At 74.4% G+C, this 13,367-nt stretch carries 14 protein-coding genes; all 14 read left to right on the forward strand.

Features of this window, described 5'->3' with window-relative positions; all coding sequences use genetic code 11:
- Positions 1–508 (forward strand): hypothetical protein (locus A6V29_RS20655; RefSeq protein ID WP_212719040.1); only part of this gene is annotated, 508 nt, incomplete at its 5' end.
- Positions 509–587: 79 nt separating this feature from the next.
- Entirely contained in the window at positions 588–1,088 is a 501-nt protein-coding gene (locus A6V29_RS06065) for a MarR family winged helix-turn-helix transcriptional regulator (protein WP_137159482.1), read from the forward strand.
- Positions 1,089–1,177: 89 nt separating this feature from the next.
- On the forward strand, positions 1,178–2,173 hold the full coding sequence (locus tag A6V29_RS06070) for a tripartite tricarboxylate transporter substrate binding protein (RefSeq protein WP_249933051.1): 996 nt from the start codon (positions 1,178–1,180) through the stop codon (positions 2,171–2,173).
- Positions 2,174–2,205: 32 nt separating this feature from the next.
- Positions 2,206–3,186, forward strand: a complete 981-nt coding sequence (locus A6V29_RS06075; protein ID WP_137159484.1) for a Bug family tripartite tricarboxylate transporter substrate binding protein — start codon at positions 2,206–2,208, stop codon at positions 3,184–3,186.
- Positions 3,187–3,214: 28 nt separating this feature from the next.
- Positions 3,215–3,667 carry a tripartite tricarboxylate transporter TctB family protein gene (locus A6V29_RS06080; protein ID WP_137159485.1) on the forward strand — a complete coding sequence of 151 codons (453 nt, stop codon included), beginning with the start codon at positions 3,215–3,217 and terminating at the stop codon, positions 3,665–3,667.
- 1 nt (position 3,668) lies between these two features.
- Positions 3,669–5,318: a tripartite tricarboxylate transporter permease gene (locus tag A6V29_RS06085; RefSeq protein WP_137159486.1), complete on the forward strand. Its 1,650-nt coding sequence runs from the start codon at positions 3,669–3,671 to the stop codon at positions 5,316–5,318.
- Positions 5,319–5,383: 65 nt separating this feature from the next.
- The gene (locus tag A6V29_RS06090; RefSeq protein WP_137159487.1) at positions 5,384–6,049 is read left to right on the forward strand and encodes a 3-oxoacid CoA-transferase subunit A; all 666 of its coding nucleotides are present in this window, start codon (positions 5,384–5,386) and stop codon (positions 6,047–6,049) included.
- Positions 6,046–6,711, forward strand: a complete 666-nt coding sequence (locus tag A6V29_RS06095; protein ID WP_137159488.1) for a 3-oxoacid CoA-transferase subunit B — start codon at positions 6,046–6,048, stop codon at positions 6,709–6,711. The genes A6V29_RS06090 and A6V29_RS06095 overlap by 4 nt, the downstream gene beginning before the upstream one ends.
- A 165-nt stretch (positions 6,712–6,876) precedes the next feature.
- Positions 6,877–7,740 (forward strand): DUF559 domain-containing protein, encoded by an 864-nt coding sequence (locus tag A6V29_RS06100; RefSeq protein WP_137159489.1) that lies wholly within the window; start codon positions 6,877–6,879, stop codon positions 7,738–7,740.
- Positions 7,741–7,872: 132 nt separating this feature from the next.
- A complete protein-coding gene (locus A6V29_RS06105; protein WP_137159490.1) occupies positions 7,873–9,369 on the forward strand; it encodes an HAD-IIIA family hydrolase in 1,497 nt (498 codons plus the stop codon).
- Complete coding sequence (locus A6V29_RS06110; RefSeq protein WP_137159491.1) at positions 9,366–10,370, forward strand: glycosyltransferase family 9 protein; 1,005 nt, start codon at positions 9,366–9,368, stop codon at positions 10,368–10,370. Before A6V29_RS06105 ends, A6V29_RS06110 begins: the two co-directional genes overlap by 4 nt.
- Complete coding sequence (locus tag A6V29_RS06115; protein ID WP_137159492.1) at positions 10,367–11,347, forward strand: glycosyltransferase; 981 nt, start codon at positions 10,367–10,369, stop codon at positions 11,345–11,347. The genes A6V29_RS06110 and A6V29_RS06115 overlap by 4 nt, the downstream gene beginning before the upstream one ends.
- Entirely contained in the window at positions 11,344–12,546 is a 1,203-nt protein-coding gene (locus tag A6V29_RS06120; RefSeq protein ID WP_137159493.1) for a glycosyltransferase, read from the forward strand. The genes A6V29_RS06115 and A6V29_RS06120 overlap by 4 nt, the downstream gene beginning before the upstream one ends.
- Positions 12,543–13,223, forward strand: coding sequence for a D-sedoheptulose-7-phosphate isomerase (locus A6V29_RS06125; protein ID WP_137159494.1), 681 nt, complete (start codon positions 12,543–12,545; stop codon positions 13,221–13,223). The genes A6V29_RS06120 and A6V29_RS06125 overlap by 4 nt, the downstream gene beginning before the upstream one ends.
- Positions 13,224–13,367: the final 144 nt, after the last annotated feature.

Raw genomic sequence — 13,367 nt, forward strand, 5'->3', positions numbered from 1 at the left:
CCCGCCAACCAGGACGCCGGCACCCGCTCCGCCGTCCACGACGCCGTCCACCACCCCGCCGTCGGCCACGCCCCGGGCGCCGACCGAGGGCCGGGAGTGGACCGAGGACCGGCAAGCGGCCGAGAACCGCGAGCGGCGCGCCGCCGACGAGGTGCCGGCCGGTGGCGCGGTCGTGGTGCGCGTCTCCGGCTTCGACCCCGGCGAGCAGGTCACCGTCACCCTGCACTCCACCGGCGAGCGGCTGGCCACCGTCACCGCCGACGACGACGGCGCGGTCGCCGCGGAGGTGCGCATCCCGGCGGGCACCACGCCGGGGGTCACCACGCTCGACGCCCGCGGTGAGCGGTCGGCCGCCGTCGCCGGCGTCCCGCTGAAGGTGGCCTCGGCCGCCGACGAGGCCGCGCCGCGCGGCGAGGCACTCGTCGCGCTGCTCGCCGCGGCCGCCCTCGCGTCCACCGCCGTCGCCACCCTGCTGGCCGGCGGACGGCAGCGCTCCGCGCGGCGCTGACCCGAGCAAGGCCGACCCGAGCAAGGCCGACCCGCCGGGCGGCGGTTTGCCCCCGCGCCGAACAGGGGAACGAGGCCCCGTGCCAGGGTCCGAGGACGCGCTCGCGCGCGGGATCCCTCGCGATCCCGCCACCCTCCCCGGAGCGGCCCCCGGCCCCGCCGAGACGTGGCTGCGCATCGTGCAGGTGCACGACCGCATCGCCCGGCGGGTCGACTCGGCGCTGCACCGGCAGCACGGGATCTCCCTCACCGGATTCGAGGCGCTCCGCCTGATCGCGAAGTCGCCGGGCCGGCGGGCCACCATGGGCGAGCTCGCCGAGGCGCTCGGGCTCTCCCGGCCCGGCGTGACGAGCACCGTCGGCCGGCTGGTCACCGACGGGTTGGTGCTCCGCGAGCGGGGCGACGGCGACCAGCGGCTGCTGCACGCGACGCTGACCGCGGCCGGGGAGCAGCGGGTGGCGGAGGCCGCGGCGACCCACGACGACCTCGTCGCCCACCTGCTCGGCCTGCTGGGCGACGACGCCGCCGTCGTCACCGACGCCCTGGCCCGGGTGTCCGCCGCAGCCCGGTCCCGGCAGTGACCGAGGCCGTGACGGACCGGTCCCGATCGTTGCCGGTTCGTTGCTCCTCGACCCGGCCCGAGTCGCTGACCTGTGCTCTCATGGGTGACGTGGATCACTCTCGGGGGTCGGGCACGGGACGGACGGCGCGGAGCCTTCCGGTCCTCCTGCTCGTGGCAGCGGGCGCGCTCGCCGGCTGCGGGGACGACGAGGGCGGCGGATCCGGCGACTACCCGAGCGACGACATCCGGATGCTGGTGCCCTACGCCGCCGGCGGCCCCACCGACCTGACCACCCGCACCGTCGGCGCCTGCCTGGAGTCGGAGCTGGACGCGACCGTCGTCGTCGAGAACCTGGCCGGCGGCTCGGGCGCCCTGGCCACCACCGAGCTGATCTCGGCCGCGCCGGACGGGCACACCCTCGCGCTGGTCACCGCCGGGACCATGGTGCTCACCCCGCTGGCCAACGAGGTCGGCTACACCTACGAGGACATCACCCCGATCGGCGTCATGGCCGAGGTGCCCTCGGTGCTCGCCGTCGGCGAGGACTCGCCGTACGCCTCGGCGGAGGACTTCGTCGCGGCCGTCGAGGCCGACCCCGGCACCGTCGACGTCGGGGTCCCGGGCGCCTCCACGCCCCAGGCCATCGAGCTGCAGCGCTGGGCCGACGAGCACGACGTCGAGGTGTCGATCGTCCCGTTCGACGGGAACGCCGAGATGACGACGGCGCTGCTGGGCGGCAACGTCGACGCCGTCCTCATCAACGCCTCCAGCGACGTCGCCGAGAACATCGACGCCGGCGCCTTCGTCCCGCTCATCGCCTCGTCGGAGGAGCGGCTGGAGTGGCTGCCGGACACGCCCACCTTCACCGAGCTCGGCTTCGACGGGCTCACCCTCTCGGGCTCCACGTTCGGCCTCGCCGGCCCGGCCGACCTGCCCGACGACGTCGTCAGCACCCTCGAGGACACCCTGCGGACGTGCCTGGAGAGCGACGAGGTCCGCGAGGGCATCGGCGAGCAGTACGTGCTCACCGAGTTCGCCGGGGCCGACGACCTCGCCGAGATCCTCGAGAACACCCAGGAGGTCTACGAGCCGATCCTCGGCTGATCCCCGCTCCGCCCCCCACTCCGGAGGACCTGATGCGCTCCACCCGCTCGACAGTCCCGGCACTGATCGCGGTGCCCGTGCTCCTGCTCGCCGCCTGCGGCGACGACGACGGCGGTGGCGGGGACGCGTCCGACTACCCGAACGACGACATCACCCTCTACGTGCCCTACGCCCCGGGCGGGCCCACCGACCTCGCCGCCCGCACGATCGCGAGCTGCATGGAGGAGGAGTTCGGCCAGACCGTCGTCGTCGAGAACCGGGAGGGCGCGTCGGGCTCGATCGGCATGCAGGCGATGCTCGCCGGCGGGGACGACGGCTACACGCTGTCGCTGATCGCGGTGCCCGCCTCGGCCACCAACCCGCTGCAGGACGAGGGGGTCGGCTACACCAACGACGACTACGTGCCGATCGCCGCCGTCACCGAGATCCCCTCCGTGCTCGCCGTCGGCGCGGACTCGGAGTACGACGACGCCGAGGCCTTCTTCGACGCGGCCCGCGACGAGCCCGGCGTGCTCGACGTCGGCGTCCCGGGCACGACGACGTCGCAGGCCATGGAGCTGCAGCGCATGGCCGAGGAGTACGACGTCGAGCTCAGCCTCGTGCCGTTCACCGGCAACGCCGAGATGACCACCGCGCTGCTCGGCGGCAACGTCGACGCGGTCTTCATCAACAGCTCGCAGGACGTGCTGAGCAACATCGACGCCGGCGAGTTCGTGCCGCTGGCCGTCAGCACCCCCGAGCCGGTGGACTACATCGACGCCCCGACGCTCGCCGAGGTCGGCTTCCCCGAGCTCACCAACAGCGTGTCGGTGTTCGGGCTCGCGGCCCCCGCCGGCGTCCCGGACGAGATCGTCAGCACGCTCGAGGACACCGTGCGCACCTGCCTGGAGAACGAGGAGACGGTCGAGGCGCTCGGCGAGCAGTACGTGCCGGACGAGTTCATCGGCACCGACGCCTTCCGGGAGCGGATCGACGAGATCGTCGATGTCTACGGCCCGATCCTCGAGAACTGATCACAGCGGCGAGGCACCCGGGGGGCCGATGTCCAAGCAGCTGTACCGGCTGGCGCCGCTGATCCTGCTGCTGTTCGGGATCTGGGCGATGGTCCAGGCCAACGAACTGTCGCTGGGGCGGTTCGACGCGCCCGGGCCCGGGCTGTGGCCGTTCCTGTGCGCCTCGCTGCTCACGCTGACGTCGGCGGTGCTGCTGTTCGTCGACGATCCCGACGACTACGAGCCGTTCACCCGCGGCACGCTGGGCATCGTCCTCGGCCTGATCAGCCTCGGGCTGTTCATCGTGCTGTTCCAGGAGATCGGCTTCGTCATCCCGGCGTTCCTGATGCTCGTCATCTGGCTGCGCCTGTTCGCCCGGGAACCGTGGAAGTGGACGCTGCCGCTGGCCGTCGGCGGCGCCCTGGGCTTCTACGTCATCTTCGTAGAGGCGCTCGGTGTGCCGTTCCCGGACGGCATCCTCTTCGCCGGGGTCGGGGGCTGAGATGGGCATCCTCGACGGCCTGGGCGAGGGCTTCTCCGTCGCCCTGGACCCGACCAACATCCTCTACGTCTTCCTCGGCGTCCTGATCGGCACCGTGATCGGGGTGCTCCCTGGCCTCGGGCCGACGGCGACCATCGCGCTGCTGCTGCCGCTGACCTACGAGCTCGAGCCGGCCACCGCGCTGATCCTGCTGGCCGGCATCTACTACGGCTCGATGTACGGCGGCACGATCACCTCGGTGCTGCTCCGCCTGCCCGGCGAGGCGGCGTCGGTGGTGACGGTCTTCGACGGTCACCAGATGGCGATGCAGGGTCGGGCGGGCCCGGCGCTCGGCATCGCCGCGGTCGGCTCGTTCATCGGCGGCATGCTCGCGGTGATCGGGCTGGTCCTGCTCGCGCCCCCGCTGGCCGACCTCGCCGTCGAGTTCGGCCCGCCCGAGTACGTGGCGCTGACCGCCTTCGGCATCCTGCTGGTCACCTACCTGGGGACCAAGCACCCGGTGAAGTCGCTGTGCATGGCCGCGCTCGGCCTGCTGCTGGCCACCATCGGGCAGGACGCGATCACCGGCACGACCAGGTTCACCTTCGACCAGCTCGAGCTGTTCGACGGGCTGGACTTCGTCGCCGTCGCCATGGGTCTGTTCGGCGTGGGGGAGATCCTCTACAACCTCGAGCAGACCGAGAAGGCCGAGCAGATCAAGACCAAGCTGAAGAACATCTGGCCGACGCGCAAGGACTTCCGGGACTCCTCCGGCGCCATCGCCCGCGGCTCGGTGCTCGGCTTCGTCCTGGGGGTGCTGCCCGGTGGCGGCGGGGTGATCTCCTCGCTGGCCTCCTACGGGGTCGAGAAGCGCCGCGCGAAGGACCCGACCCGCTTCGGCAAGGGCGCGATCGAAGGGGTCGCGGGCCCGGAGACGGCGAACAACGCCTCCTCCACCTCGGCGTTCGTCCCGCTGCTCACTCTCGGCATCCCGTCGAACGTCGTGCTCGCGCTGCTCTTCGGGGCGCTGCTGATCAACGGAGTCACGCCCGGCCCGCAGCTGATCGACCAGAACCCCGACATCTTCTGGGGCGTCATCGCGTCGATGTTCATCGGCAACCTCATGCTGCTGGCGCTGAACATCCCGCTGGTCGGCGTCTTCGTCCAGCTCCTGCGCGTGCGGGCGGGCATCCTGGCGGCCTTCGCGCTGCTCATCACCATGGCCGGCGTCTTCTCGGTGAACAACGACCCGTTCGACATGTGGGTCGTCCTCGCGTTCGGCGTGCTCGGCTGGCTGATGAAGAAGACCGGGTTCGAGCCGGGGCCGCTGGTGCTCGCCTTCGTGCTGGGCTCGATCCTCGAGCGCTCGTTCCGCCAGTCGATGCTGCTTTCGGGCGGGGAGTTCGACATCTTCTTCACCCGGCCCCTGTCGGGAACGATCTTCGTGCTCATGGCCGCGGTCGTCGTCTACAGCACCGTCCGCGGCATCCGCCGGCAGCTGAGCGGCCGGCCCGCCTCCCTCTACGCCGACCAGCTGCAGGCCACGGCGCCGGGCTCGGAGGAGGAGGGCGCCGGCGGCGCGGGCGCGGGCGACCGGCACGCCGGTGAGGGCCCGCAGGAGACGGGCGCCCCGCGCGGCGGCAGCACCCGCGTCGACCCCGACGGCCCCTGAACGCGACCCGGTCGCGGGCTCGGGCAGAGTGGGCGGCGCGGGTCGGACGAGCGGACGGGGAGCCAGTGATCGACAAGCGGGTCGGGTCGCTGCCCGACGCCGTCGCCGGGATCGAGGACGGCGCGACGGTCCTCGTCGGCGGCTTCGGCAACTCCGGGATCCCGGTGGAGCTGGTGCACGCGCTGCTCGACCGGGGCACGCGAGACCTCACGCTGGTGACCAACAACGCGGGCAGCGGCGACAGCGACGTCGCCGCGCTGCTCCGCGAGCACCGGGTGCGCAAGATCATCTGCTCGTACCCGCGGACCAGCGGGTCGATCTGGTTCGAGGAGCGGTACCGGGCCGGGGAGGTCGAGCTCGAACTCGTCCCGCAGGGCACGCTCAGCGAGCGGATGCGCGCCGCCGGCGCCGGCCTCGGCGGCTTCTTCACCCCCGCGGGTGCGGACTCGATGCTCGCCGAGGGCAAGGAGGTCCGGATCATCAACGGACGGCGGCACGTCTTCGAGGAGCCGCTGCACGGCGACGTCGCCCTGATCAAGGCCCGCGCGGCCGACCGCTGGGGCAACCTCGTCTACTCGACCGCCGCCCGGAACTTCGGCCCGACGATGGCCACCGCCGCCGCGCTCACCGTCGTCCAGGTCCGCGAGTTCGTCGAGCTCGGCGACCTGGACCCCGAGTGCATCGTGACCCCCGGCATCTTCGTCGACCGCGTCGTGGAGGTGCCCGCATGACCGGCCCCCGGCTCTCGCTCCCCGACATGGCCCGCCGCGTCGCGCAGGACATCCCGGACGGCGCCTACGTCAACCTCGGCATCGGCCTGCCCACGCTCGTCGGCGACGTCGTCTCCCCGGAGAAGGAGATCGTCTTCCACAGCGAGAACGGCATCCTCGGCATGGGCCCCGCCCCGGCGCCCGGCGAGGGCGACCCGGAGCTGATCAACGCCGGGAAGCAGCAGGTCACGCTCGTGCCCGGCGGCTCGTTCTTCCACCACACCGACTCGTTCATGATGATGCGCGGCGGGCACATCGACGTGACGGTGCTCGGCGGCTACCAGGTCTCCGAGCGCGGTGACCTCGCCAACTGGGCCACCGACGAGGTCGGCCACCCGCCGGCCGTGGGCGGCGCGATGGACCTGGCGGTCGGCGCCAAGCGGGTGCTGGTGCTGATGACGCACACCACCAAGGACGGCCGGCCGAAGATCCTCCCGCAGTGCACGTTCCCGCTCACCGCGGCCGCCGTCGTCGACCGCATCTACACCGAGCTGGCCGTCATCGAGGTCACCCCCGAGGGCCTCCTCGTCCGGGAGATGGTGGCGGGCCTCGCGCGGGATGAGTTGCAGTCCCGCACCGGGGCGCGGCTCGCCTTCGCCGACGACCTCGTCGCCCTGACCTAGGGGGCCACAAGCACGCTTTCGGCCCCTCGTCGTCGACCTGACAGGGGGGGCCAAAAGCACGCTTTTGGCCCTTACGTCGCGGACTGACCGGGGGGCCAAAAGCACGTTTTTGGCCCCTGTGGACAACCCGGACGGCGGGGCGTCGATCTACGCCACTCTGGCCCGGTGCCCGCGCGTCTCCTCCCCGGCGTCTTCATCGGCAGCCACGCGATCAGCGAGAAGCTGATCACCCGCAAGCAGCTGCGGGAGCGCAGCTACCGCCGTCTGGTCCAGGGCGTCTACGCCGATCCGACCCTGCCGCTGGACCACCGGCTGCGGTGCCGCGGCGTCGCGCTGCTCCTGCCCGCCGGCGCGGCGATCGGTGGCCACTCGGCGGCCGCATGGCACGGAGCGCCCTTCGCCGGCCCGAGGGACCCGGTCACGGTCGTGCGGCCCATCACGCTCCGCTGGAAGGGTCCCCGGGAGGTCCGGATGCACCAGACGGACCTGGACCCGCAGGAGGTGGAGATCCACGACGGCGTGCCGCTGACCTCGGCGCTCCGGACGGCGTGGGACCTGTCGGCCCTCGAACCCGTGGGTACGGCGGTGGCCGCGCTGGACGCGATGGTCCGAGCGGGTGCAGTCGGCCTGCAGGAACTCGCCTCGATGGTCGAGCGCGGGCGCGGCAGGTGGGGCGTGACCCGCGTCCGCCGGGCGGTGGAGCTGGTCGATCCCAGCGCGGAGTCCCCGCCCGAGTCCCGGGTTCGGGTGGCCTTGGTGCTGTCGGGGTTGCGGCCTGTCCCGCAGTACGAGGTGTGCGTGGACGGCGAGGTCCTGGCGCACGTCGACCTCGCCTTCCCCGAGGCGCGGCTCGCGATCGAGTACGAGGGCGAGTACCACTTCGACGGCGTCCAGATCGCCCGTGACGACGTTCGGTACGAGCGCCTGCTGGCGGCCGGCTGGCGGGTGATCCGGCTCAGTGCGCCCGACCTGCGTCACCTCGATGCCGTCGTCACCCGGGTCCAGAACGAGCTCGAGCGCGCACGCTGAAGGGCCAAAAGCGTGCTTTTGGCCCCGGTACCCCGGACTTCGGCGAGAGTCGATGCTCCGGACGCCGGATGAGGCCGATCGCTTCGAGCCCGTAGTGTTTCTGCTCGATCCGGTCCGGGCACGACGCCAGGCATGCTCCGAGAGTGCACGCTGGTCGTGCCCACGATCGGGCGCCCCTCGCTCGACGTGCTCCTCGACGCGCTCGCCGCCGCACCCGGGCCGCGCCCGGCGGAGCTGGTCCTCGTCGACGACCGGACGTCCGGGGAGCCGCTGCGGCCGGAACGCCCCGGCCTGCCGCCGGTCCGCGTCGTCCGCACCGGAGGCGGTGGCCCCGCCCGCGCGCGGAACCTCGGCTGGCGCACCGCCCGCACGGAGTGGATCGCCTTCCTCGACGACGACGTCGTCCCCGATCCCGACTGGTACGAGCGGCTGACCCGCGACCTGGCCGAGCTGCCGGCCGACGTCGCCGGCAGCCAGGGCCGCGTCCGGGTGCCCCTGCCCGAGCACCGCCGCCCCACCGACTGGGAGCGCGGCACCGCCGGCCTGGCCACGAGCTCCTGGATCACCGCCGACCTCGCCTACCGCCGCAGCGCGCTGTCGGCCGTCGGCGGCTTCGACGAGCGCTTCCCGCGCGCCTTCCGGGAGGACTCCGACCTGGCGCTGCGGGTCATGGACACCGGCGCACGGCTGGTCCGCGGCGAGCGCTGGATCACCCACCCGGTCCGGCCGACCGACCGCTGGGTGAGCGTGCGGGTGCAGGCCGGCAACGCCGACGACGTCCTCATGCGCCGGCTGCACGGCCGCGACTGGCGCGCCCTGCACCGGGCGAACGCGCCGCTGGGCCGCCGTCCGCAGCACACCGCCGTGACCGCCGCGGGGCTCGCCGCCGCCGGCCTCGCGATCGCCGGCAAGCCTCGGGCCGCGACGCTGGCGGCCGCTGCCTGGGTGGCCGGGACGGCGGAGTTCGCCTGGCGCCGCATCGCCCCGGGACCACGCACCCGCGACGAAGTCACCACGATGCTGCTCACGAGCGCCGCGATCCCGTCGCTGGCCACCTGGCACTGGCTGAAGGGCGTCGTCCGCCACCGGGACGTGCCGCGCTGGAGGGGGCTGCCCGACCTGGTGCTCTTCGACCGCGACGGCACGCTGGTCCGCGACTACCCCTACAACGGGGACCCGGCGCTGGTGACGCCGGTGCCCGGCGCCCGCGAGGCCGTCGACGCCCTGCGGGCGCGCGGGGTCAGGATCGGGGTGGTCAGCAACCAGTCCGGCGTGGCCCGCGGCCTGATCACCCGGGCGCAGGTGGACGCCTGCATGGCGCGGCTGGAGGAGCTGCTCGGCCCGTTCGACACGCTGCAGGTCTGCCCGCACGGTCCCCACGACGGCTGCGCCTGCCGCAAGCCTGCTCCCGGCATGGTCAAGGCGGCCTGTGCCGAGCTCGACGTCGACCCCGCCCGCTGCGTGGTCATCGGCGACATCGCCGCCGACGTCGAGGCGGCCGGTGCCGCGGGCGCGGCCGGGATCATGGTGCCGACGCCGGTCACACGGAAGGCCGAGGTCGCCGCCGCGCCGCACGTCGCGCCCACCCTCACCGCGGCGGTCGACGACGTCCTGGGCGGCCGCTGGTGACCGGCCGGACGGTCCTCGTCGTCCGGCTGGACAACGCCGGGGACGTGCTGCTGCAGGGGCCGCTGGTCCGGGCCGTCGCGCACGGCGCCGAGCGGGTCGTCTTCCTCGCGGGCCCCGCCGGAGCGGCCGCCGCCGAGCTGCTGCCCGGCGTCGACGAGGTGTGGACCTGGGCCTGCCCGTGGATCCTCGGCGACCCGCCCTCCGTCGACGCCGGCGACCTCGCCGCCGTCACCGAGCGGGTGCGGGCGCTCGCACCCGACGAGGCGATCATCTCGACGTCGTTCCACCAGTCGCCGCTGCCGCTGGCGCTGCTGCTCCGCACGGCCGGGGTGCCGCGGATCAGCGCGGTCAGCGTCGACTACCCGGGGTCGCTGCTCGACGTGCGCCACACCGTCGACGACGACCTGCCCGAACCGGAGCGAGCGCTCTCCCTCGCCCGCGCCGCCGGGTTCGACCTCCCGCCGAGCGACGGCGGCCGCCTCGCCGTCCGCCGCCCCCTGCCGGCGATCGCGCACGAGCCCGGCTACGTCGTCGTCCACCCCGGTGCCTCCGTGCCGGCCCGCGCCTGGCCGCCGGAGCGCTGTGCCGAGGCGGTCGAGGCGCTCGCCGACGCCGGCCACCGGGTGCTGGTCACCGGCGGCCCGGCCGAGCGGGAGCTGACCGCGTTCGTCGCGGGCAGCCGGGGCGTGGACCTGGGCGGGACGACGTCGCTGGCCGAGATGGCCGCGCTGCTCGACGGCGCCGCCGCGGTGGTCGTCGGCAACACCGGGCCGGCGCACCTCGCCGCCGCCGTCGGCACGCCCGTGGTCTCGCTGTTCGCGCCGGTCGTGCCGGCGGAGCGCTGGGCGCCCTACGGCGTCCCGACGGTGCTGCTCGGCGACCAGGCCGCCCCCTGCGCCGGCACCCGTGCCCGCGCGTGCCCCGTGCCCGGTCACCCCTGCCTGACGTCGGTGACCGCGCACGACGTCGTCGCCGCCGTCGAGAAGCTGGTCAGCGCATGAAGGTCCTGGTCTGGCACGTGCACGGCTCGTGGACGACGGCGTTCGTCCAGGGCGCGCACGAGTACCTGATCCCCGTGGTGGAGGGCCGCGGCCCGGACGGGCTGGGCCGCGCCCGCACCTGGGACTGGCCGGCGTCGGCCCGCGAGGTGACCCCGGCCGACCTGCGCGACGAGCAGCCCGACGTCGTCGTCCTGCAGCGGATGCGCGACCTGGAGCTCGTGCGCGAGTGGCTGGGCCGCGAGCCCGGCCGCGACCTGCCGGCGGTCTTCCTCGAGCACAACGCGCCCGGGCTGGAGCCCGACGCCGAGCCGGTGCCGTACACGCGGCATCCGATGGCCGGCCAGGACGCCGTCCCGATCGCCCACGTCACCCACTTCAACCGGCTGTTCTACGACAACGGCCGCGCGCCGACGACGGTGATCGAGCACGGCATCGTCGATCCCGGCGAGCGCTGGACCGGCGAGCTGGAGCGCGCCGCCGTCGTCGTCAACGAGCCGGTGCGCCGCGGCCGCACGGTGGGCGCGGACCTGATCCCCGGGCTGGCGGAGGTCGCGCCGGTCGACGTCTTCGGCATGGGGCTGGCCGGGCTGCACGCGGCGCACGGGCTGGACCCCGCGCGGGTCGCGCTGTTCGACGACCCGCCGCAGGCCACGATGCACGCCGAGCTGGCCCGCCGCCGCGTCTACGTGCACCCGGTGCGCTGGACCTCGCTCGGCCTCTCGCTGCTGGAGGCGATGCACCTGGGCATGCCGGTGGTCGCGTTGGCCACCACCGAGGCGGTCGAGGCGGTGCCGGCCGAGGCCGGCGTGCTCTCCACCCGCCCCGAGCGGCTCTGGGCGGCGGTGCGCACCTTCCTGCACGACCCGGACGCCGCCCGGCTGGCCGGCAAGGCCGCCCGCGCCGCCGCACTCGAGCGCTACGGACTCGACCGCTTCCTGCGCGACTGGGATGCGCTCCTGGAGGAGGTGACCCGATGAGGATCGACCTGGTCAGCGAGCACGCCAGCCCGCTCGCCGCGATCGGCGGGGTGGACGCCGGTGGCCAGAACGTGCACGTCGCGGCGCTCGCCGCGGGCCTCGCCGCGCGCGGGCACGCCGTCACCGTGCACACCCGGCGGGACGACGAGGCGCTGCCCGAGCGCGTCGTCACGCAGGACGGCTACGAGGTCGTGCACGTGCCCGCCGGCCCGGCCCGCGAGCTGCCCAAGGACGACCTGCTGCAGCACATGCCGGAGTTCGCCTGGCACCTGCGCCGCTCCTGGGCCGCCGCGCCACCCCAACTGGTCCACGCGCACTTCTGGATGAGCGGCCTCGCCTCGCTCGACGCCGCCGGTGCGATCCCCGTGCTGCAGACCTTCCACGCGCTCGGCTCGGTCAAGCGCCGCCACCAGGGCGACGCCGACACCTCGCCGGGCGACCGGATCGAGCTGGAGCGGTCGCTGTGCCGCCGGGTCAGCCACGTCGTCGCCACCTGCAGCGACGAGGTGTTCGAGCTGCGCCGCCTCGGGCTGACCACCGACCGCGTCTCGATCGTGCCGTGCGGCGTCGACACCGCGGTGTTCACCCCGGACGGGCCCGTCGCGCCGACGGGTGGGCGGAAGCGGCTGCTGGTGCTCGGCCGGCTCGTCGAGCGCAAGGGTCAGGACGACGCGGTGCGGGCGCTGCGCGCGGTCCCGGACGCCGAGCTGGTCGTCGTCGGGGGGCCCGCTCGGGACGCGATCGACGCCGACCCCGAGGTGCGCCGGCTGCGCGCCATCGCCGCCGAGGCCGGCGTCGCCGACCGGCTGGTCTTCGCGGGCTCCGTGGCCCGCGACGACGTGCCGGCCTGGATCCGCTCCGCCGACGTCGTCCTCGCCGTGCCCTGGTACGAGCCGTTCGGCATCACGCCGCTGGAGGCGATGGCGTGCGGGCGGCCCGTGGTGGCCACCGCCGTCGGCGGGCTGCAGGACAGCGTCGTCGACGGCGTCACCGGCGACCTCGTGCCGCCCCGCGAGCCGCAGCGTCTGGGCGAGGTGCTCGCGGCGCTCCTCGCCGACGACGCGCGCCGGGCCGCCTACGGCGCCGCGGGCGTCGCGCGGGCCCGCGCCCGCTACACGTGGACCCGCGTGGTCGCGGACACGGAATCCGTCTACCGGCAGGTGCTGACCAGCCGCCGCCCCGTGGGGGTCGCCCGATGAGCAGACCGCACTCCTTCTTCGAGAACGTGGCCGTCGAGGTGCCCGACCCCGGCACCTGCACCCACCTCACGGGTCGCGACCACGTCGCCTCGCTGACCGCCGCCCTCGGCTCGCTGAACCGCCAGCTCGACGTGCTGGACGACTGGGGCCGGCTGCTGGCCGGGGTGCTGTGCTCGGGCTCCCGCGGGCGGTTGCTGGCCGCCGGCAACGGCGGCAGCGCCGCGCAGGCGCAGCACCTGACCGCCGAGCTCGTCGGCCGCTACCGCGCGGACCGGCCGCCGTTCTCGGCGATCTGCCTCACCGCGGAGACCTCCTCGCTCACCGCGATCGCCAACGACTACCCGGCCGACGAGCTGTTCGCCCGCCAGGTCGAGGCGCACGGCCGCCCCGGTGACGTGCTGGTCCTGCTGTCCACGTCCGGCCGGTCGCCGAACGCCGTCGCCGCCGCCCGCCGGGCGCGGGAGTGCGGCATCACCACGCTGGCGATGACGGGTCCCGCGCCCAACCCGCTGGCCGCGGCGTGCGACGACGCCGTCTGCATCGACTCCCCCTGGACGGCGACGGTGCAGGAGTGCCACCTCGTCGCGCTGCACCTGGTCTGCGCCGCGTTCGACGCCGCCGTGCTGGCCGAGCCCGCCCGGGTGCCGTCGGGGCCGGTCCTGGGTCCGGCCCGATGACGGCGCCGCTGGTCGTCCTCGGCGACGCGCTGCTCGACGTCGACCTCGTCGGCTCTGCCTCCCGGCTCACCCCCGACGCGCCGGTGCCGGTGGTCGAGGACGTCGACCGCCGCGAGCGGCCCGGCGGCGCCGCGCTGGCCGCGG

This window comes from Blastococcus sp. CCUG 61487, from assembly GCF_005222955.1.
GTDB lineage: Bacteria > Actinomycetota > Actinomycetes > Mycobacteriales > Geodermatophilaceae > Blastococcus.

Coding starts and splice junctions, on each gene's coding strand:
- A6V29_RS06075 (WP_137159484.1), top strand. CDS start 2,206: ATGCGCTCCACCCGCTCGACAGTCCCGGCACTGATCGCGGTGCCCGTG.
- A6V29_RS06080 (WP_137159485.1), top strand. CDS start 3,215: ATGTCCAAGCAGCTGTACCGGCTGGCGCCGCTGATCCTGCTGCTGTTC.
- A6V29_RS06085 (WP_137159486.1), top strand. CDS start 3,669: ATGGGCATCCTCGACGGCCTGGGCGAGGGCTTCTCCGTCGCCCTGGAC.
- A6V29_RS06095 (WP_137159488.1), top strand. CDS start 6,046: ATGACCGGCCCCCGGCTCTCGCTCCCCGACATGGCCCGCCGCGTCGCG.
- A6V29_RS06105 (WP_137159490.1), top strand. CDS start 7,873: ATGCTCCGAGAGTGCACGCTGGTCGTGCCCACGATCGGGCGCCCCTCG.
- A6V29_RS06115 (WP_137159492.1), top strand. CDS start 10,367: ATGAAGGTCCTGGTCTGGCACGTGCACGGCTCGTGGACGACGGCGTTC.
- A6V29_RS06120 (WP_137159493.1), top strand. CDS start 11,344: ATGAGGATCGACCTGGTCAGCGAGCACGCCAGCCCGCTCGCCGCGATC.
- A6V29_RS06125 (WP_137159494.1), top strand. CDS start 12,543: ATGAGCAGACCGCACTCCTTCTTCGAGAACGTGGCCGTCGAGGTGCCC.